Raw genomic sequence first — 22,161 nt, 5'->3', positions numbered from 1 at the left:
AAATGAAATATAGCTTTTTAGTCATTCTCCTATTTTCTTTTACTACTTTATTTTCTCAAAATTTAGAAGAAGCTATTTATGTTGCTACCGAAACATTTAATACTAATAGAACATCTAAAAGTTATGATTTATTATTAAAAAAAGAAACAGAGTTTGTTTCTAATCTAAATACTATTGATGAGCAGTTAGCGTATTTTTTCTTATTAATTAATAAAGGACATTATTTAGACAACATCAATAAAAAAACACAATCTATTACAGCCTATGAAACTGCTTGGAACAATTACAACCAATTTAAATTAAATGAAATCACAGATTACGATGTGATAGAATACTGCTTAAAACCTTTAGGTATTTTATATAACAAGATTGGCGATTTTACCAATGCAGAACATATTATTAAACAGTATATTTATTTAGCTGAACAAAATAAAAACAATTCGCAACGTATTGCTGGCGCAATAAATCTTGCCCAGTTGTATTATACTGCAGGTAGATTTAATAATGCAATTCTTGTTATAGAGAAGGCTTTAGAACTAAAAAACATTCCGCTTAAAAAACAAGAATTATTAGAATCTATTAAAGCCAACTGTTTATTAGCATTAAATAAAAAAATAACCTCAAATCAAACAACTAATCCTAAAATTAAATACGCAGAAGCATTACAAAAAGAAGATTATAAAACGGCATTATTACACTTAAGGCAAGTTATAACCAATTTGTATGCTCAGGACAAATTTTCAGCAAGAGATATTGCTAAACACCATGTTTTAAATGCACAACTTCATCTTAAACTAAATCATAAAAATGCATGTGCTTTAGAACTTAAAAATGCGCTAAAAATACTTTTACCCAATCATGATAATAATAAACTTCCAGATATTTTAGATCTATATCCGGAAAACACATTTATAGATATATTTGACTTACTTGGCCAAATTCAATTAAGCAACACAAATGCTTTAGACTGTTATGATCGTAGCTTTTATGTATCAAAATTAATAAACGACCAATTAACATCTCCAGAATCTAAACTATTACATAATTATAAAAACAGAAATCGTAGTGAAGCTTGTTTAGACTTGCTTTATGAAGAGTATCAAATATTAAAGCAAAATACGACCATTACAAAAGCCTTACAATATGCAGAACGTTACAAATCTGCAATACTTAAAGAAACGGTTTCTAAAAAATCACTGCTAAACTTACATCCAAAAGATAGTTTACTTATTGAAGAAAACAGCTTATTAATAAAACAAACAGAATTAACTAATCAGTTAATTAAAGCCGAATTCTTAAAACAACCCGAATTAGTGAGCAAACTTAGTTTAAGTCTTAATAAAGTAAGTACACAGTTAAAAAACTTAAAGCCAGTTATAGATAATAAATACCCAACTTCTGTAAATCAACATAGCTTTGAAACGTTACCCAAAAAGTTAAAAAAAGACAAAGCAACATTAGTACAATATTTTTATGGAAACAACCATATTTATGTATTTACACTAACACATAATAAAAGTACTTTTAATAAGATAAAATTAGACCGTAATACAACTAATCAAATAGCTAATTATATCGATTATTTTAATGATGCCAACCGAATTAACAATAATATTAATACATACACAACAGACGCTAACAAACTATACAAAACACTATTATTAGATAAAATAAAATCTAATAAAAACCTGATAATAATACCCGATGGTTTTTTAAATTTTATTGCTTTTGAAAGTTTAATAACGCAACCTACAAATACAACTAACTATAGTAATATTCCTTTTTTAATTAAAGATTTTAATATTACGTACAACACTAGTGTAATGCTTTATTTAGAAAGTAGCAAACCTAAATTTACTAACTCCGTTTTAGGTGTTTTTCCTGTATTTAAAAACAGTAACAAAGAATTAAACTATTCTATAAACGAAGCTGAAAGTATTGACAAATACACAGACGCTAAATTTTTAATGTATAACGATGCAAAAATGCATACTACATTTAATGAGGTAAAGGATTACAGCATTTTACACCTTTCTACTCATGCAAACGCAGGTACATTTAGTACACCTGCTTATATAGAATTTAATGATAAGAATTTATATTTAAATGAAATTTACAGTAAACAACTTAACAATCAACTTGTAGTATTAAGTGCTTGCGAAACAGGAATTGGACAACTAATAAAAGGTGAAGGTAGTTTAAGTCTTGCTAGAGGATTTCAATATGCTGGTGTTAATCAATTACTATTTTCTTTATGGAAAGTAAATGATTTATCTACATCCCAAATTATGCATAATTTTTATAAAACATATGTAAAAAGTAAATCTGCAAGTATAGCAAATACACAATCCAAAATAGATTATTTACAAGACAAAACCATTGTAAATGCAAAAAAGTCGCCATATTACTGGAGCGCATTTGTGTATTATGGTTCACCTACAAAACATGCAAATAACACCTATTTAAAATATGTCTTATATACTTTAATAACACTAAGTATTGGTTTACTTTTATGGAAAATAATAAGAAAGAAGTTAAATGGAAGACAAGCTTAAAGATTTTTTACTTACACAGGATTATGTAAGAGTAAAGCTTAAATTAACCAAAACCAATCATTTTGAAATCAAAGCAACAATTAACGGTATTAAAGGTGTTTTTATACTTGATACAGGAGCATCTAATAGTTGTGTAGGTTTTGAAGCAGCAGAAAAATTTACATTAAAAAAAGTAAAAGACTCTAAAATATTAGCAGCTGGTGCAGGAGCAATAGATATGTCTACACAAGTCTCCAAAAAAAATAAACTAAAAATTGGACACTTAAAATTAGAAAAAATCACTTTAGTACTATTTGATTTAAGTCATGTAAATATGGCTTTAATTAATCACAACTCTAAACCAGTAGATGGAATTATAGGCGCAGATATTTTAAAAAAAGTAAAAGCCATAATAGATTACGACAAAAAATATTTATACCTTAAAAACCTAGCCTAGTACTAGAATTTTATTAACTTTAATGGCTATTATTAATTCTCCAACTTATAAAAATGAGTGTTTCAATTGTCATAGCAGATGACCATCCATTAATGCTTAGAGGCTTATCAGATTACATATCTTCTAGAGGCTTTAACATTATAGGAAGTGCCGAAGATGGTAAAACAGCCTATAATCAAATCGTAAAACTAAAACCAGATTTAGCTTTATTAGATATAAGAATGCCAGGTATGACTGGATTAGAAGTAGCCAAAGCATGTTACAAAAATAATCTTGGCACAAAAATCATACTAATTACTTTTGATAATGAAGAACATTTATTTGATCAAGCTAAAGAATACAACGTCTACGGATACATTTTAAAAGAATTTGCTATAGAAGAAATTGAAACTTGCATAAATCATGCTGTTAGAGGCGAACCTTATTTTAGTGAAGAAATTGCCTCTTATCTAAACTCTAAAATAAACTATTCTAGTAATAACTTAAATGAAATTTTAACACCAACAGAACTTAAGATTTTAAAAATGATTTCTCAAGAAATGTCTAGTGCAAAAATCTCTGAAACATTAGACTCTTCTATAAGAACCGTAGAAAAGCATCGCAGTAATTTAGTGAAAAAATTAAATCTAAAAGCTTCCCAAAATGCATTAGCAATATGGGCACAATTAAATAAAGAATTAATTAAAAATACGTAGAAGTACGTATTTTATATCATAAAAATATGATTTATTTTAGCAGAGCTATTAATCATATTTTATTATGGGACAACATATTAAAACCCAGAACCTAACGGTTTTGGGTTTTGTCTTTTATAATGTTTTCGTAACATTTTCGTAAATATACGTAGACATACGTATTTTGTATATCCTTATTAATTTATAATTTAGCAAAGCTATTAATCAATTTTTGGGAGAATTGTTAAAAGCTCTAGAATACCCTTAAGTTCTAGAGCTTTTTTTATGTTTTAATTTAAAAGTTTTCGTAAAGTTTTCGTAAATATACGTAGACCTACGTATTTTATATATTCATTTTATAACATACCTTAGCATTGCTATAAATCAATTTGGGAGAATTGACAAGGCTCTAATCAAACTTCTGATTAGAGCTTTTTTTATTAGTAAAATCAAGAGTTTTCGTAATGTTTTCGTAAATATACGTAGACCTACGTATTTCACAGATCATAAAAACAACATACCTTTACAGTGCTATTAATTAGTTCTTAGGGAGAATTATTTATTTAACTCTGCATCATTAATGGTGCAGGGTTTTTTTTTACTAAAATTATGATGGAAACTTCTAACACTAAATACAGCAATTTATTTATTGTATTAGTCTTAATATTAGCTTTTACTGTAATTGCGTTTAATATTTACGCCTTTTTACGGTAATAAAAAAGCGCTACTTTAAAGTAGCGCTTTTTTATTTTATGCTTTATTATTAAGCTATTATAATTCTAAAGCTTTTTTAATATCATTATTCATTAATAACTCTTTAGGGTTTTCTAGCGCTTCTTTTACTGCTACTAAAAATCCAACACTTTCTCTACCATCAATAATTCTATGATCGTAAGATAATGCTACGTACATCATTGGATGAATTTCTACTTTTCCATCTACAGCTATTGGACGCTCTATAATGTTATGCATTCCTAAAATACCACTTTGAGGCGGATTAATGATTGGTGTAGACAACATACTTCCAAATACTCCACCATTAGAAATTGTAAATGTTCCTCCTGTCATTTCATCTACAGTAATTTGTCCATCTCTAGCACGTAAAGCAAGTCTTTTTACTTCAGATTCTACACCTCTAAAAGTTAGATTTTCTGCATTTCTAATTACAGGCACCATTAAACCTTTTGGTCCAGATACAGCTATACTTACATCTACAAAATCGTAAGAAATCATTTCTTTACCATCTATCATAGAGTTTACAGCTGGATATTCTTTTAAAGCTCTAACTACTGCTAAGGTAAAGAAAGACATAAATCCTAAACCTACTCCATGTTTAGACTTAAACTCTTCTTTATATTGTTTACGTAGTTCAAAAATTGGTGTCATGTTAACCTCGTTAAACGTAGTTAACATTGCAGTTGTATTTTTTGCTTCTACCAAACGCTCTGCTACTTTACGACGTAACATAGACATCTTACTTCTTGATTGTCCTCTGTTTCCTCCTGTTGGTGTACCCATAGATGGTACTGCTTTTACAGCATCGTCTTTAGTCACACGTCCATCTTTACCAGTTCCAGAAACTGCACTAGCTTCTATACCTTTTTCGGCAAGAATTTTCTTTGCTGCTGGACTTGCTACTCCAGATGCATAAGTGTCTTTTGCTGGATTTGGCGCTTTTTCTTCTGTATTTGGTGTTGCTTTTTGTGCTTTTGCAACATCTTTTTCAGCATCATTGTTTCCTCCTTCATCGCCACCTTCGTAAGTGCTACTTGCAGGTGCTTCTGCACTTGTGTCTATTAAACAAACCACTTGTCCAACTGCTACTGCATCTCCTTCTTCGGCTTTAAGAGTTATTACACCACTTGCTTCTGCTGGTAGCTCTAAAGTTGCTTTATCACTATCTACTTCTGCTATTGCTTGGTCTTTTTCTACGTAATCACCATCTTGAACTAGCCATTCTGCTATTTCAACTTCTGTAATTGATTCGCCTGGAGAAGGCACTTTCATTTCTAAAATCATCGTAATATAATTTTATGCTTTGTGTTATTTGGTTTTATTGTTTTTTATACATCTGAAATCCTTTGATTTGATTAGCTTCATCTAGTAGAAAAAAAGCTGTACAAGTTCCGTTTTCAAATGTAAATGTATAATTGTGTCCTGTTCGAACTATCGAGTTTAATGTTCTTTCTTCTATCTTTCCTAATGCGTCTGCATTAATTTCTTCTTTGAAAAAAGTTTTGACTTTATCTAATGTAAATACTTGTTTAAAATTGGCATCAAACATATTATAAATCGCTTGATAATTACCTTTATTATAGTGTGATGTAAAGGTGTTTACAGTTGTTTTATAATTTGCTTTTTCTACTTCTTGAGATAATCCTATACTAAACGTTAATAGTGTTATTATTATTAAAAGTCCTTTTTTCATTTTGTATTGATTTATAGCTTATCGCTGGTTATTTTTTGTTTTATCAAAGACAAAATCTATAACTTCTTTATGACGCTTTTTAGATCTTACTGAACTACCTGCTGCTGGAGCACCATATGGTCTTCTTGAAGCTGCTCTAAAGTTTTTTGCTTCTTCTAAATGCATCATCATATGCATATATGCACCCATATTTCTTGGTTCTTCTTGTGCCCAAACTACGTCTTCTACGTGCTTATATTTGTCTAGAATTTCTCTTATTTTTTGCACTGGTAATGGGAATAGTTGCTCGATTCTTACTAATGCAACATCGTTACGGTTTAGCTGTTCTCTTTCTTCATCTAAATCATAATAGAATTTACCTGTTACAAATACTAATGTTTTTACGTCTTCTGTTTTTACAGTAGTATCTTCGATTACCGTTTGGAAACTTCCGTTAGCAAATTCTTCTACGGTACTTACACATTTTGGATGACGTAATAAACTTTTTGGTGTAAACACGATTAATGGTTTACGGTAGTTAGATAACATTTGACGTCTTAACAAGTGGAACATGTTTGCTGGTGTTGTACAGTCTGCAACAAACATATTGTCTTTTGCGCATAGTTGTAGGTAACGCTCCATACGTGCTGATGAATGCTCTGCACCTTGACCTTCGTAACCGTGAGGTAAAAGCATTACAAGACCATTTTGTGTTTTCCACTTATCTTCTCCAGAAGAAATGTATTGGTCTAACATGATTTGCGCTCCGTTACTAAAGTCTCCAAATTGCGCTTCCCAAATGGTTAAGGTGTTTGGACTTGCCATAGCATAACCGTAGTCAAAACCTACAACTCCATATTCTGACAACAATGAATTGTAAATATAAAAATGACCGTTACTGTCTTTTAGGTTATTTAAAAGTACGATTTCTTCTTCGCTATCTTCTACTTTAACCACTGCATGTCTATGAGAAAAAGTACCACGCTCTACATCTTGACCTGTGATACGCACATCATAACCTTCGGTTAATAATGTACCATAAGCTAAATGTTCTGCCATAGCCCAATCTAACTTATCCTCGTCAAACATTGTTTGTCTAGATTGGATTAGTCGCTCTATTTTTCTTATAAACTTTTTATCTTCTGGTAAGTTAGAGATTACATTGGTAATCTGTGCAAGTTTATCTTTACTTACAGTTGTATCTACTGTTTCCATCATTACGTTTTCGTCGACACGTACAAAATCTTTCCACGTATCTTCCATAAATGGAGTAATGATAGTTTTATCTTCTTTTCTAGAATCTTCTAATTTTTCTTCTAGCTTTTCTTTGTAATCTTGTTCTAATTGCTTTACATAATCTTTATTAATTACGCCTTGTGCGATTAATTTTTCTGCATAAATATCTCTTGGATTATTATGCTTTGCTATTGCTTTGTATAATTTTGGTTGCGTAAACCTAGGCTCGTCTCCTTCGTTATGCCCGTATTTTCTGTATCCTAAAAGATCAATAAAGACATCACGTTTGAAATTCATTCTAAAATCTAAAGCAAACAACATGGCATGTACTACTGCTTCTGCATCGTCTGCATTAACATGTAATACTGGAGATAACGTTACTTTACCTACATCAGTACAATATGTACTTGATCTTGCGTCTAAATAATTGGTTGTAAATCCTACTTGATTATTAATTACAACATGTATCGTTCCGTTAGTTTTATAACCATCAAGTTTTGCCATTTGTACAATCTCATACACTAATCCTTGTCCTGCGATTGCTGCATCACCATGCACTACTATTGGTAGTACTTTACTAAAATTATCTTGATGATTATGATCTTGTTTTGCTCTTGAAATACCTTCTACTACTGCTCCAACCGTTTCTAAATGCGATGGGTTAGGCGCAATACTTAGGTTTATTTTTTTACCTGTATCTGTACTTCTTTGACTTGTCCATCCTAAATGGTATTTTACATCACCATCAAAAATTTCTTCTTGATAATCTTTACCATCAAACTCGCTAAAAATATCTTTTGCAGATTTTCCAAAGATGTTTGTTAAGGTACTTAAACGACCTCTATGTGCCATACCCATTACAAACTCTTCTACACCAAGTTCTGCTGCTTTTTCTATGATTGCATCTAAAGCAGGAATTAAAGATTCTCCTCCTTCTAAAGAAAATCGTTTTTGCCCAACATATTTTGTGTGTAAAAAGTTTTCAAATGAAACTGCTTCGTTTAACTTTTTAAGAATGTGTTTTTTCTGTTCTGAAGAAAAATTTGGCTGATTATCATTAATATTCAGCTTATTTTGTATCCATTTGATTTCTTCTGGTTGACGAATATACATATACTCTACACCAATAGAATCGCAATAAATACTATTAAGATGTTTTAAAATTTCTCTTAAAGTTTGAGCGCCAATACCTAAAATTTCACCTGCATTAAATGTAGTGTCTAAATCTGCGTTTGATAGTCCAAAATTTTCTAATGCTAATGTTGGTTCGTATTTTCTACGTTCTCTAACAGGATTTGTTTTTGTAAATAAATGACCTCTACTTCTGTAACCATCTATAAGGTTTACTACTTGAAATTCTTTTTGAAGATGTTCTGGTATCTGTGCCGAAACACCTTCTACAATTTCGCCTTCCATTCCGTAGCTTTCGCTACCAAAGTCATAACCTTGAAAAAAGGCTCTCCAACTTGGCTCTACAGAGTCAGGGTTTTTTAAATATTGATCGTATAAATCAGCAAAGTATGCTGTATGTGCTGCGTTTAAAAAGGAATATTTATCCATTATAATTTGTAAGTCGTGTTCGCTTCAACAAAATTTTATCAAAAATACAACTTTTACTAAATATAGCGATGCTTTTATTATATTTATAACGTTTGAAATTTATTAAATTATTGATTATGAAATTTTTTTCCTCAAAATGTAAAATTCTTACACTTTTTTTAGTCTTTTCTGTTTTTTTTACGACTTTATCATTTTCTCAAGACAATTTACCTAATCAAAAAAGTGATTTTTGGAAACACGTAAGATTTGGTGGCGGATTTGGTCTAAGTACTGGATCTAATTTTTTTAGCGCTACGCTTGCACCAAATGCTATCTACCAATTTAATAACCAACTTGGATTAGGTATTGGGCTTAACGCCACTTACAATAGACAAAAAAATGCTTATAAATCTACAATTTTTGGCGGTAGTGTTATTGGTATTTACAATCCTATTAATGAAATACAACTTTCATCTGAATTTGAAGCTTTAAATGTTAACCGAAAATTTGAAGGCAACTTATCTGATCTTGAAGATGATAATTATCTATATCCTGCATTATTTTTAGGCGCAGGTTACAGAACTAATAATGTTACTTTTGGTATAAGATATGATGTTTTATATGACGAAGACAAAAGTATTTATGCCAACGCATGGATGCCATTTGTAAGAGTTTTGTTTTAAGAATATTGTTGTCTAAACCAAACTTTTTGCCACTCGCGTTTTAGGATTAAAAAAGTAACATCTTCGCTTAATTGTAAAGTATCGTTACCATCTAATGCTTTTATTTGATCTTCTGGCACATCTATTATATACAGCAAATTTAAGTAGTCTGTAAATTTTTCTTGTATTAATCTATATACCGTTTCTTGAAGGATTAGTTTTAGACTTGTTGGCAAAATGTCTTCATCAAAACCTAAATCTATATTAGCATATAAAAAGTCTTTATTTAATTGCTGTATTAATTTGTTATATAGATTTAAATGAGATGCCTCTTCTATTAAATGATTAAAAGTTTTTGGTAATTGCATTATACTTTTCTGGTCATTAATCCTTGCCCAAACATTTTAAGCACTTGTTTTTTATCGTCAGAAACTGTTAAACGATCTAATACTTCAAATGCTTGGTTGGTATAATCTTCTATTGCTTTTTGTGTTGCTTTTGCAGATCCGCTTTCTACAAAAAACTGTTTTACTGTTTCAATTTTTTCGGTGTTATCTTCTAATTGTACCGAAAATAATTGCTCCAACCGGCGTTTTTCATCTGCATTTAAAAACTCTAAAGCTTTTAAATACAAGTATGTTTTTTTGTTTTCAATAATATCTCCTCCAACTTGTTTACCAAATGTTTTTGGATCACCAAACGCATCTAAATAATCATCTTGAAGCTGAAAAGCTATACCTAACAACCTTCCAAATTGATAAATATTTTCTTTATTTTCTTCTGTAGTATTTGCAACAATTGCTCCCATTTTCATAGCTGCACCAACCAAAACTGCAGTTTTATACTCAATCATTTTTAAGTATTCTGGAATGGTCACATCATCTCTTGTTTCAAAATCGACATCGTATTGTTGTCCTTCGCAAACCTCTAAAGCAGTTTTACTAAACAATTTTGCAAGGTCTTGAAATGTCTTTGGCTCATAATTTTCAAATAATTGATAAGCCATTATAAGCATAGCATCTCCAGATAATATACCTGTGTTTAAATCCCATTTTTCATGCACAGTTTGTTGCCCTCTTCGTAATGGTGCATCGTCCATAATATCGTCATGAACAAGAGAAAAATTATGAAAAATCTCTACACTTAACGCTGCATCTAAAGCCTTTTTATAATCTGCATCAAAAATATCTGCAGTCATAAGTGTTAATACTGGTCTTAACCGTTTACCGCCTAATTGCAATATATAATTAATTGGCATGTAAAGATTTTCTGGATCTTTTGGACGCGAGTAGTCTTCTAAATAGGATATAAATACCTTCTGGTAATCTTGTATTGTTTGCATGGTGTAAAAATAAACCAATTAGCATAATATTTCATGCTTTTTCAAATTTTAATGTCTTTTTTAATTCTAACATAATCTTATGTTAAAAAATCATTAAAACTTAGGAAACTTTTTTTGTTTTTAAAGTTTCCTAGCGTACATTTGCACCAATTATGAGAGAAAAAATTTTAGACAAATCGGCAGATTTATTTTTAAACTACGGTTTTAAAAGTGTAACCATGGACGATATTGCCAATGCTTTAGGTATATCTAAAAAAACCATTTATCAGCACTTTGATAATAAAACAAAGCTAGTTGAAGCTACGACATTACATATGTTTCATATTATTTCTGAAGGGATAAATTGCATTTGTGCTTTAGAAAAAAATCCTATCGAAGAGATTTATGAAATCAAACGATTTGTAATGGAACATTTAAAGGATGAAAAATCTTCACCTCAACATCAGCTTCAAAAATATTATCCAAAAATATTCGAGTCTTTAAAATCCAAGCAATATTGTGTTATGGAAGATTGTGTTATAAACAATTTAAATCGCGGTGTAAATTCTGGATTATATAGAAAAACCATAGATATACAGTTTATCTGTAGATTATACTTTAACAGCATGATGAGTTTAAAGGATAAGGAGTTATTTCCTTTGAAAAATTTTTCGATGAATATGTTAATGGATAATTTTTTAGAATACCACGTACGTGGCATTTGCACACCAAAAGGACTAGACATTTTAAATGGACTTATAGAAACTAATCAATCTTAAACACCAAAATATTTAAATGAAACAATTAATCACAATTCTATTAATCATCTTTTCTGCTTCTGGAATAAGTCAAGAAACTAAACAGACCTTTAGTTTACAAGAAGCAATAGATTTTGCATTAGAAAACAACAGAAAAGTAAAAAATGCTGCTTTAGACATTGAAGCTGCACAAGAACAAAAATGGGAAACTACAGCAACAGGTTTACCACAAATCAATGCAACTGTAGACTATCAATATTGGCTTAAACAGCAAGTACAAATTATTCCTGCTAGCGCATTTGGCGGACCAGAAGGCGAATTTGCAGAAGTTACTTTTGGGACTAAACAAAGCGCTGCTGCAACAGCAACCTTAACCCAATTATTATTTGATGGCTCTTACTTAGTTGGCTTACAATCGGCTAAAGTCTATTTAGAAATTTCTAAAAATGCCAAAGAAAAAACCGATTTAGAAGTTAGAAAAGCAGTAATTAACGCTTATGGTAACGTATTACTTGCCGAAGAAAGTGTTTCGATTTTAGAAAGAAACATAAACATTCTTCAAAAAAACTTAGACGAAACCACAAAAATCTTTGAAAACGGATTAGAAGAAGAAGAAAGTGTTGAGCAACTGCAAATCACGCTAACTAGTGTAAAAAGCAATTTAAACAACACTTTAAGACTTAAAAATCTAGCTTACCAAATGCTAAGCATAACTTTAGGACTAGATTACAATACGACTATAGAAGTTACAGATAGCTTAGAGAATTTAGCAGTAAAAAACATACTAACAGATGTTATAAACCAAGATACTAACGTAAAAAACACAATAGATTATCGCATTGCCGAAAATGACAAAACTTCTAAAGAGTTACTTTTAAAATTAGAAAAAAGTAAAGCTTTACCAAGTTTAAGCGCATTTGTAAACGGCGCTTACAATGCATTTGACGACGAGTTTGTTTTTTTAGATAGTGACACAAAATGGTTTGGATCTTCGTTATTAGGCGTAAGCATGAACATTCCAATTTTTAGTTCAGGAATGCGTAGTGCAGCAACACAACGTGCTAAAATAAATTTAGACAAAGCTCTAATTACTTTAACCGAAACAGAACAACAATTAAAACTACAAATTGAAGCAGCAAAAAGTGATTTTATTCTTGCTACAGAAGAATACGAAAACAAAAAGCAAAACTTAAATCTTGCCGAACGTATCGAGTCTAAAAATCAAACCAAATTTTTTGAAGGTGTTGGTTCTAGTTTTGAGCTTAGACAAGCGCAAACACAACTTTATACAGCACAACAAGAATTTTTACAAGCGATGCTAGATGTAATAAACACTAAAGCAGAATTAGATACTTTAACCAACACCATTTCAACTTACTAAAACCCTTTTTTAAAAATGAAACATATAAGCACCATATTAATAATTGCAGTACTTTTAGTCTCTTGCGGAGGAGAAAAGAAAAAAAACACAGTTGAAAGTGTTTTACAATCCAACAATCTAGAAACTATTAGAGCAAAACGATCTGAATTAGTTACAGAACAAGAAGAAATCCATGCTAAAATCAAACAATTAGATCAAGCTATAGCGACTTTAGACACAGTAAAAAATGTACCATTAATTACAACAATTACTGCTAAAGAAGAAGTTTTTAAACATCAATTAGAAGTACAAGGTAACGTAACTACTAAAAACTTATTGGTTATAACACCAGAATACAGTGGTATTTTAACTAATGTTTATGTAAAAGAAGGTCAAAAAGTTAAAAAAGGGCAACTTTTAGCAAAAATAGACGATGGTGGTTTAAGCCAGCAATTAGCACAATTAAAAATCCAAGCAGACTTATCTCGCACAACTTTTGAGCGTCAAAAACGTCTTTGGGATCAAAACATTGGTAGCGAAATTCAATATCTACAAGCAAAATCTAACTACGAAGCGCAACAAAAAGCGGTTAGTCAATTACAACAACAAGTTGCAAAAACTAGTGTAAAAGCACCATTTTCTGGCACAATAGACGATGTAATTACAGAGCAAGGAAGCGTAGTAGCTGCAGGACAATCACAATTAATGCGTATTGTAAATCTAGACGATATGTATATAGAAACAGATGTACCAGAAAGCTACGTTACAGATGTAACTAAAGGCAAGGAAGTAGTTGTAGAAATTCCTGTTTTAAATAAAACCATAACTACAGAGGTAAGACAAGCAGGAGATTTTATTAACCCAGCTAACAGAACATTTAAAATAGAAGTTCCGTTATCTAATAAAAACAAAGACATTAAACCTAACCTTACTGCAAAATTAAAGATTAACGATTACACTAATCAAACTGCATTATTAGTACCACAAAGTATTATTTCAGAAAATGCTGAAGGCGAGCAATACCTTTATACTATCACCAATAAAAACCAAAATGGTGAAGGCGAAGCCAAAAAAGTAATCATCAAAACAGGTAAAACACAAGGTGATGTTATCGAAGTTCTTGAAGGCATTAAAAACGGTACTGAGATTATCAAAGAAGGTGCTCGTAGCGTAAAAGACGGTCAAACAGTTAAAGTCATTCAATACTAAAAATCAACCAAATGACTAAAAAGAAAAACAAAAAACAAGTCGATAAAGAGTTTGCACTTTCATCGTGGGCAATTAACAATAAAACCACAATGTATGTACTTATTCTGGTTATATTTTACTTAGGTGTATCTGCTTTTTTCAGTATGCCAAGAGAAAACTTTCCAGAAGTTAACGAGACTAAAATATACGTAAGCGCTGTTTTCCCTGGTAACACAGCAGAAGACATAGAAAAGCTTATCGTAGATCCATTAGAAGACGAACTAAAAACAGTTAGTAACGTTGTCGAAATCACTTCAACATCTCAAGAAGATTACGGGATGTTAATGGTAGAATTTGACGAAAACATAACTGTAGAACAAGCAAAACAAAAGGTTAAAGACGAAATTGACACAAAAACTTCTGGCGAGGATTGGCCAACGTTTAACGGCGCAAAAGTAGAGCCTGATGTGTTCGAGTTAAGCCTTTCTGAAGAAATGCCAATTCTTAACATTAATATTTCTGGTGATTACCCTATTGAAAAACTTAAAGATTACGGCGAATATCTTCAAGATGAAATTGAAGATCTTTTAGAAATCAAAAAAGTAGACATTCGCGGTGCACAAGAAAAAGAAGTTGAAGTCGCTGTAGATATTTACAAAATGATGGCTGCTCAAGTCACTTTTAACGATGTTATTGGCGCTATAAATAATGGTAATGTTACCATGTCTGCTGGTAATTTAAAAGCAAGCGGACAAAGACGTACCATTCGTATTTTAGGCGAAATTCAAGATCCAGATCAACTAAATAACTTTGTTGTAAAATCTGAAAACGGTAAAGCTATCTACCTTAAAGATATTGCTGAAGTATCATTTAAAGAAGAAGATAAAACAACCTTTGCAAGAGAGTTTGGTCATCCAGTAGTAATGTTAGACGTTAAAAAACGTGCTGGTAAAAACATGGTTGCTGCTGCAGAGCAAATTCAAGTCATTGTAAAAAATGCAAAAGACAATGTGTTTCCTCAAGATTTAACTGTTACCATAGCAAACGACCAATCTTCTGTAACCATTGGTCAGGTAGACGATCTTGTAAACAACATTATTTTTGGAGTACTTTTAGTAGTAACCGTTTTAATGTTCTTCTTAGGATTTAAAAACGCCATATTTGTTGGTTTTGCAATACCAATGTCTATGTTTATGTCTTTAATGATTTTAGAATTATTAGGACAAAGTCTTAATACCATGGTACTTTTTGGACTAATTATGGGACTTGGTATGCTAGTAGATAATGGTATTGTTGTTGTAGAAAACGTCTACCGTTTAATGGATGAAGAAGGCATGACGCGTATGCAAGCTGCCAAAAAAGGAATTGGAGAAATTGCTTTCCCTATTATCATTTCTACACTAACAACTGTTGCTGCATTCGTACCACTTGGTTTATGGCCAGGTATTATGGGAGAATTTATGATGATTTTACCAATCACACTTTCAGTAGTATTAGGATCGTCTCTATTTGTAGCAATCTTTTTCAATTCAGTATTAGTATCTCAATTTATGAGTACAGAAGATAAAGACATGCCATTAAATAAAATTATTCGTACGACAGTGATTATGGCTGTAATAGGAATTTTAGTCTTAATAGTTGGTGGTAGTTATCGCGGTTTAGGTACACTAATGATATTTACCGCAATAATGTTATGGGTTTACAGATTAGTGTTACGTGGTTGGGCTAACAATTTCCAAAATAAAACATTGGTTAAATTAGAGCGTTGGTACGAAAAACAATTACGTTGGGCTTTATCAGGTAAAAAACCATATATACTAAGTTTAGGGACATTTGCTTTACTTATTTTATCATTTGTAGCTTTTGGAATTTCATTAGGATCACAACGTACTAAAGTTGAATTTTTCCCAGACAATAAACCTAATCAAATTATTGTCTATATAGAATATCCACAAGGAACTGCTATTGAAAAAACAAACGCTATTACTAAAGAAATTGAGCAACGCGTCTACAAAGTTTTAGATAACAATCAATATAAAGATGGCGACTATAACTTTATGGTAGAAAGTGCAGTTTCTCAAGTCGGTGAAGGTGCTGGTAACCCGCAAACCGATGGTGGATCTGCTGCCGAAATGCCTCATAAAGCCAAGATTACTGCATCAATGCGCGAGTATAAATACCGTCGCGGTGAAGATAGTGAGCTTTTAAGACAAAAAGTACAAGAAGCGCTTGTTGGTATCTATCCTGGTGTATTAATTTCAGTTGAAAAAGATGCCAATGGTCCGCCTGCTGGAGCGCCTATTAATATTGAAATTGAAGGTGATGATTATAACGAATTAATCGCTATTTCCGAAAAAATGCGTGAGTTTATTAATTCAAGAAACATTGCTGGTATTGACGAGCTTAAAATTGATGTAAATAAAGATAAACCATCAATGCAAGTTATAGTAGACCGTGAAAAAGCTGGAGAATTAGGAATAAGTTCTGCGCAAGTTGGACAACAATTACGTAACTCAATCTTTGGTTCTAAAGCTGGAATTTATAAAGAAGGTGGAGACGATTATGATATTTATGTTCGTTTTAACGAAGAAAACAGATACAATACAAGTGCATTATTTAATCAAAATATCACATTTAGAAACAATACTGGACAATTAGTAAGCGTACCTGTTTCTGCAGTTGCATCTTACGAAAACAATTCAGGGTTTAGTGCCATTAAACACAAAGACACTAAACGTGTTGTTACTGTATATTCTGCATTAGCACCAGGTTATACAGATGCTGGCGCAATTGTAACAAAAATTCAGAATGAAATGAAAAGTTTTGAAGGTTTGCCAGAAAACATCAAAATAGATTATACTGGTCAAATTGAAGAGCAAAATAAACAAATGGCATTTTTAATGGGTGCATTTTTCACTGGACTTGGATTAATCTTTTTCATCTTAATTTTCCAATTTAATTCAGTTTCAAAACCAGCTATTATAATGTTAGCTATTTTCCTAAGTTTTATAGGTGTATTTGGCGGATTAGTTATAACCGGTAAAGCATTCGTAATTATGATGACAATGGTTGGTATCATTTCGCTAGCCGGAATTGTGGTAAACAATGGTGTTGTACTATTAGATTACGCACAGCTTTTAATAGATAGAAAGAAAAACGAATTAGACTTAGACGACAACGAATATTTAAGCAACGACGATCTTTTTGAAAGCATCGTAAAAGCTGGTAAAGCACGTTTAAGACCTGTATTATTAACCGCTATCACGACAATTTTAGGGTTAATACCATTAGCTATAGGATTAAATATTAACTTCTTTACATTGTTTAGCGAGTTTAATCCAAACATTTATATGGGAGGAGACAACGTTGTATTTTGGGGACCATTAGCTTGGACAGTAATTTATGGATTGTTTGTTGCAACATTCTTAACATTAATTGTTGTTCCGGTATTATTCTTCTTAACAATGAAATTAAAAATGTGGATTAGAAATAAATTCTCTTCTAATAAAACAGAAGTAATCACAGAAGACATTTAATATCCCTTAATCACTTCTAAATAAAAAAAGCCGAAGCACTTGCTTCGGTTTTTTTATTGCTTAAATTTGCATTTACTAAAACATAATTATGTACAGAAGTCATAGCTGTGGTGAGTTAAGAGCATCACATATAAATACAGACGTTACCCTTTCTGGTTGGGTACAAAAATCTAGAGATAAAGGATTTATGATTTGGGTAGATTTACGTGATCGTTACGGAATTACTCAACTTATTTTTGATGAAGAACGTACGCCTAAATCCATCATGGAACAAGCACAAAAGTTAGGTCGTGAGTTTGTGATTCAAGTTAAAGGAACCGTAATCGAACGTGAATCTAAAAACAAAAATATACCAACAGGTGATATTGAAGTTTTAGTAAAAGAATTAACCATTCTTAACGAATCTAAGTTACCACCTTTTACAATAGAAGATGAAACTGATGGTGGCGAAGAGTTACGTATGAAATATCGTTACATCGATATTAGACGTAATCCCGTAAAAAACAACTTGATTTTTAGATCTAAAGTCACACAAGAGGTAAGAAACTTTTTATCAAACCAAGGATTCATAGAAGTAGAAACACCTTATTTAATCAAATCTACGCCAGAAGGAGCACGAGATTTTGTGGTACCAAGTAGAATGAACGAAGGTCAGTTTTACGCGCTTCCGCAATCACCACAAACCTTTAAGCAATTACTTATGGTTGGTGGCATGGATAAATATTTTCAGATTGTAAAATGTTTTAGAGACGAAGATTTACGTGCCGATAGACAACCAGAGTTTACGCAAATAGATTGCGAAATGGCGTTTGTAGAGCAAGAAGATATCTTAAATGTTTTTGAAAACTTAACACGTCATTTATTAAAAGAAGTCAATGGTGTTGAAGTTGAAAAATTCCCACGTATGCTTTATGACGATGCTATGCGTCTTTACGGAAACGACAAACCAGACATTAGATTTGGCATGCAGTTTGGAGAACTTAACGAAGTTGCACAACACAAAGATTTTGGCGTATTTAATAAAGCAGAATTAGTTGTTGGTATCGCAGTACCAGAAGCAAACGCTTACACACGTAAAGAAATAGATAAACTTATAGATTGGGTTAAGCGTCCACAAATTGGTGCTTTAGGTATGGTTTACGTACGTTGCAACGAAGACGGCACTTACAAATCTTCGGTAGATAAATTTTACAATCAAGAGGATCTTGCTAAATGGGCAGAAAAAACAGGTGCTAAAGCTGGCGATTTAATTTGTGTACTTTCTGGAGACACAAACAAAGTACGTGCACAACTTAGTGCTTTACGTATGGAAATGGCAGAACGTTTAGGATTACGTAAACCAAACGTATTTGCGCCACTTTGGGTAATCGATTTCCCATTATTAGAACTTGATGAAGAAACTGGTCATTACCACGCAATGCACCATCCATTTACATCTCCAAAACCTGGTCAAATAGAATTATTAGACACTAAACCAGGCGAAGTTAAAGCTAACGCTTACGACTTAGTGTTAAACGGAAACGAAATTGGTGGTGGATCAATAAGAATTCATGATAAAGAAACTCAAGCCATCATGCTTAAACATTTAGGTTTTAGCGAAGAAGAAGCAAAAGCACAATTTGGTTTCTTAATGGATGCTTTTGAATATGGTGCGCCACCACATGGCGGATTAGCATTTGGATTAGATAGATTAGTGGCAATTTTAGGCGGACAAGAAACCATTAGAGATTTTATTGCATTCCCTAAAAACAATGCTGGTAGAGATGTCATGATAGATGCGCCTGCACCAATCGATGATGAACAATTAGACGAACTTAATTTAAGTTTAAAACTTAATTCATAAATCAAAAAAAATCCTGCAACCTTTGCAGGATTTTTTGATTAACTTTAAGTATGCCTAAACAATCGCTTTTAAAACGTTTTTTTATATGGAGATTAAAGCACATCTCCGAAAAAACTTTTACTTATATTTTAAGTGGTTTAGTTGGATTATTAGCAGGTCTTGCTGCAGTAACGTTAAGAAACATCACCTTTACTATAGAAGGTACTTTAGATAATCTAGCAGTCTTTTCTAAAAACCAAGTTTACTTTATTTTACCCGTTTTAGGATTGTTTTTAGTGTATCTTTTTGTCAAATACATTTCAAAGAAAAATATAGAACATGCTATTCCTTCAATTCTATTCAAACTATCAAAAAGAAGTGGATTAATAGATCGGTCTAAAATTTATATTCCATTAATAACTGCACCTTTAACGGTTGGTTTTGGTGGATCTGTTGGATTACTTGGACCAGCAATAGCTTCTGGATCTGCAATAAGTTCTAATTTAGGACGACTGTTTCATGTTAATCAACAAACAAGAACGTTGTTAATTGGTTGCGCTGCTGCAGGAGCAATTTCTTCAATATTCAAATCTCCAATTGCAGCCATTATTTTTGCGGTAGAAGTATTTAGTTTAGATTTAACTTTTGCTTCATTATTACCGTTATTAATTGCTTCGGTTTCGTCTGTTTTAACATCTTACTTCTTTTTAGGAGACGATTTATTATTCAACTTTAATTTTTCGGATAAGTTTCAAATAAAAGACACTTTATTTTATGTGGTTTTAGGTATAGGTACCGGATTTGCTTCTATTTATTTCACTAAAATGTACTTTTTTATCCTTCAATTTTTTGAGCGTTTTAAAACCAAACTCTTAAAATTAATTGTTGGTGGATTAGCTATTGGTGGTATGTTATTTTTAATTCCGCCACTTTATGGTGAAGGTTTTGGGTTTATAAACAACCTACTTGCTGGCGATCATTTAAGCGCGCTTGGCACAACGCCTTTTGATGCTTTTAAGGATAATATTTGGGTTGTAATTGCCCTACTTTTTGGTATTACTATTTTTAAAGCTATTGCAATGACCACTACTTTTGCTGCTGGTGGAGCAGGAGGAATTTTTATTCCAACTATGGTCATGGGAAGTGCTTTAGGTAATGTGGTTGCTAAAGTCATTAATAATCTTGGTTTAGGATTTTACGTATCGGAAACCAACTTTACCTTAATTGGTATGGCAGGACTAATTGCTGGTGTACTACATGCGCCTTTAACTGCTATTTTCTTAATTGCCGAAATTACTGGCGGTTACGAATTATTTATTCCTTTAATGATTGCTGTATCCATGTCGTTTATAATCAAAAAAAATGCATTTGATTACACCATTTATACTCGCGAACTTGCTTTAAAAGGCGAACTTCTAACACACGATAAAGACCAAAGCGTATTAACTTTAATGACTTTAGATAGCGTAATAGAAACTAATTTTATAGCCCTAAATCCTAAAATGACTTTAGGCGAGATGCTTCATAAAGGCGTTGCAAAATCTACCCGAAATTTATTTCCTGTCATAAAAAAAGATAAGACTTTGGTTGGAATAATTTTATTGGATGATGTTAGAGAAATCATGTTTAATCAAGCCTTATACGATACCACTTTTGTAGAAGATTTAATGCACAATGCACCAGATATTATCGATTATAAAAACGATTCTATGAAAGATGTAATGACTAAATTTCAAAACTCTAATGCGTGGAATTTACCTGTCGTTAAAGACCACAAATACATTGGTTTTGTATCAAAATCTAAATTATTAACAGCATACAGACGCCAATTAATTAACTTTACAAAATCTTAAAATCACCTCAATGAAATACTTAATTTTATTAGCATTTATAGCCAGTTTAGCATCAATAATTTGCGGTTATGCATTAGATGATGTAGACAACCAAAAGTTAATTGGCTTTGGCGTTTTAGGCTTATTTTTTGTAGTTATTCCGTTGTTTTCTTATCACCGTTGGAAAAACAAAAAAGTTGAAGATTACATGCTTACCAAAGAAAAACTCCAAGAAATGCGAGATAAAGAAGGTGATACACGTAAATTATAATTTGGGCGTTACCCTATTGGGTCGCGCTATTCGCTATATCTTTTTGTTTTCAATAAACAAAAAGGATGTCGCTACTATCGCTAACGCACATTCCAGCCAACTTAAAGTCGATTAGTTAAGATTTCGTTTCTCTATAAAAAACCGTTTCATTAAATCAGAAGCTTCTTCAGCTAAAATTCCACCTTCAATTTTAGTTTTAGGATGCAATTTGGTATTTAAATTGATACAACCGCGTTGTTCATCTCTAGCAGCATAAACAATTCTACTAATCTGACTCCAATACAACGCGCCAGCACACATTTGGCAAGGCTCTAAAGTCACATAAAGCGTACAATCTTTTAAATATTTTCCGCCTAAAAAATTAGCAGCAGCAGTAATGGCTTGCATTTCGGCATGCGCCGTTACATCATTTAATCGCTCGGTAAGATTATGTGCTCTAGCGATAATGCGATCTTTAATTACAATTACAGCTCCAACAGGAATTTCATCTTTATCAAAAGCCTCTTGCGCTTCTTGCAAGGCTTTTTTCATAAAATAAGTATCATCAAAAGGTTGTATCATAAG

General features: G+C 31.7%; 17 protein-coding genes. 11 read left to right on the top strand and 6 right to left on the bottom strand.

What is annotated here, in order from left to right:
• Positions 1 to 2 precede the first annotated feature (2 nt).
• The 3 genes from IFB02_RS07205 to IFB02_RS07195 are packed head-to-tail and all read left to right on the top strand — an operon-like array spanning position 3 to position 3,686.
• The gene (locus tag IFB02_RS07205) at positions 3 to 2,555 is read left to right on the top strand and encodes a CHAT domain-containing protein (protein WP_191072585.1); all 2,553 of its coding nucleotides are present in this window, start codon (positions 3 to 5) and stop codon (positions 2,553 to 2,555) included.
• A complete protein-coding gene (locus tag IFB02_RS07200; RefSeq protein WP_191072584.1) occupies positions 2,539 to 2,991 on the top strand; it encodes a retropepsin-like aspartic protease in 453 nt (150 codons plus the stop codon). Before IFB02_RS07205 ends, IFB02_RS07200 begins: the two co-directional genes overlap by 17 nt.
• Positions 2,992 to 3,044: 53 nt before the next feature.
• Positions 3,045 to 3,686 carry a response regulator gene (locus IFB02_RS07195; protein ID WP_106687414.1) on the top strand — a complete coding sequence of 214 codons (642 nt, stop codon included), beginning with the start codon at positions 3,045 to 3,047 and terminating at the stop codon, positions 3,684 to 3,686.
• A 750-nt stretch (positions 3,687 to 4,436) separates the two neighbouring features.
• Here IFB02_RS07195 and odhB read toward each other — a convergent pair.
• The 3 genes from odhB to IFB02_RS07180 are packed head-to-tail and all read right to left on the bottom strand — an operon-like array spanning position 4,437 to position 8,868.
• On the bottom strand, positions 4,437 to 5,684 hold the full coding sequence (gene odhB / locus IFB02_RS07190; protein ID WP_106687415.1) for a 2-oxoglutarate dehydrogenase complex dihydrolipoyllysine-residue succinyltransferase: 1,248 nt from the start codon (positions 5,682 to 5,684) through the stop codon (positions 4,437 to 4,439).
• 34 nt (positions 5,685 to 5,718) lie between these two features.
• Entirely contained in the window at positions 5,719 to 6,093 is a 375-nt protein-coding gene (locus tag IFB02_RS07185; RefSeq protein WP_106687416.1) for a DUF3887 domain-containing protein, read from the bottom strand.
• Positions 6,094 to 6,111: 18 nt separating this feature from the next.
• Positions 6,112 to 8,868, bottom strand: coding sequence for a 2-oxoglutarate dehydrogenase E1 component (locus IFB02_RS07180; protein WP_106687417.1), 2,757 nt, complete (start codon positions 8,866 to 8,868; stop codon positions 6,112 to 6,114).
• 116 nt (positions 8,869 to 8,984) lie between these two features.
• On the opposite strand from IFB02_RS07180, the gene IFB02_RS07175 reads away from it, so the two are divergent.
• On the top strand, positions 8,985 to 9,530 hold the full coding sequence (locus IFB02_RS07175; RefSeq protein WP_106687418.1) for an alpha-ketoglutarate decarboxylase: 546 nt from the start codon (positions 8,985 to 8,987) through the stop codon (positions 9,528 to 9,530).
• Here IFB02_RS07175 and IFB02_RS07170 read toward each other — a convergent pair.
• Both IFB02_RS07170 and IFB02_RS07165 read right to left on the bottom strand, forming a co-directional pair.
• Positions 9,527 to 9,877 (bottom strand): hypothetical protein, encoded by a 351-nt coding sequence (locus tag IFB02_RS07170; RefSeq protein WP_106687419.1) that lies wholly within the window; start codon positions 9,875 to 9,877, stop codon positions 9,527 to 9,529. The genes IFB02_RS07175 and IFB02_RS07170 overlap by 4 nt on opposite strands.
• On the bottom strand, positions 9,877 to 10,851 hold the full coding sequence (locus tag IFB02_RS07165) for a polyprenyl synthetase family protein (protein WP_106687420.1): 975 nt from the start codon (positions 10,849 to 10,851) through the stop codon (positions 9,877 to 9,879). Before IFB02_RS07165 ends, IFB02_RS07170 begins: the two co-directional genes overlap by 1 nt.
• A gap of 152 nt (positions 10,852 to 11,003) precedes the next feature.
• On the opposite strand from IFB02_RS07165, the gene IFB02_RS07160 reads away from it, so the two are divergent.
• From IFB02_RS07160 to IFB02_RS07130, 7 genes are all read left to right on the top strand, one after another.
• On the top strand, positions 11,004 to 11,609 hold the full coding sequence (locus tag IFB02_RS07160; protein ID WP_106687421.1) for a TetR/AcrR family transcriptional regulator: 606 nt from the start codon (positions 11,004 to 11,006) through the stop codon (positions 11,607 to 11,609).
• Between the two features lie 16 nt (positions 11,610 to 11,625).
• On the top strand, positions 11,626 to 12,969 hold the full coding sequence (locus IFB02_RS07155; protein WP_106687422.1) for a TolC family protein: 1,344 nt from the start codon (positions 11,626 to 11,628) through the stop codon (positions 12,967 to 12,969).
• Positions 12,970 to 12,984: 15 nt separating this feature from the next.
• Positions 12,985 to 14,157, top strand: a complete 1,173-nt coding sequence (locus tag IFB02_RS07150; RefSeq protein WP_106687423.1) for an efflux RND transporter periplasmic adaptor subunit — start codon at positions 12,985 to 12,987, stop codon at positions 14,155 to 14,157.
• A gap of 11 nt (positions 14,158 to 14,168) precedes the next feature.
• Complete coding sequence (locus IFB02_RS07145) at positions 14,169 to 17,672, top strand: efflux RND transporter permease subunit (RefSeq protein ID WP_106687424.1); 3,504 nt, start codon at positions 14,169 to 14,171, stop codon at positions 17,670 to 17,672.
• An 88-nt stretch (positions 17,673 to 17,760) separates the two neighbouring features.
• Positions 17,761 to 19,515, top strand: a complete 1,755-nt coding sequence (gene aspS, locus IFB02_RS07140) for an aspartate--tRNA ligase (protein ID WP_191072583.1) — start codon at positions 17,761 to 17,763, stop codon at positions 19,513 to 19,515.
• A 50-nt stretch (positions 19,516 to 19,565) separates the two neighbouring features.
• Entirely contained in the window at positions 19,566 to 21,347 is a 1,782-nt protein-coding gene (locus IFB02_RS07135) for a chloride channel protein (RefSeq protein WP_106687426.1), read from the top strand.
• Between the two features lie 10 nt (positions 21,348 to 21,357).
• Complete coding sequence (locus tag IFB02_RS07130; protein WP_106687427.1) at positions 21,358 to 21,597, top strand: hypothetical protein; 240 nt, start codon at positions 21,358 to 21,360, stop codon at positions 21,595 to 21,597.
• Positions 21,598 to 21,708: 111 nt separating this feature from the next.
• Here IFB02_RS07130 and IFB02_RS07125 read toward each other — a convergent pair whose 3' ends face one another.
• Positions 21,709 to 22,158: a nucleoside deaminase gene (locus tag IFB02_RS07125; RefSeq protein ID WP_106687428.1), complete on the bottom strand. Its 450-nt coding sequence runs from the start codon at positions 22,156 to 22,158 to the stop codon at positions 21,709 to 21,711.
• Positions 22,159 to 22,161: the final 3 nt, after the last annotated feature.

Source organism: Mesoflavibacter profundi, from assembly GCF_014764305.1.
Lineage (GTDB): Bacteria > Bacteroidota > Bacteroidia > Flavobacteriales > Flavobacteriaceae > Mesoflavibacter > Mesoflavibacter profundi.
The sequence above is the reverse complement of the archived record's forward strand: the minus strand, read 5'-3'. Positions and strand labels throughout refer to the sequence as shown.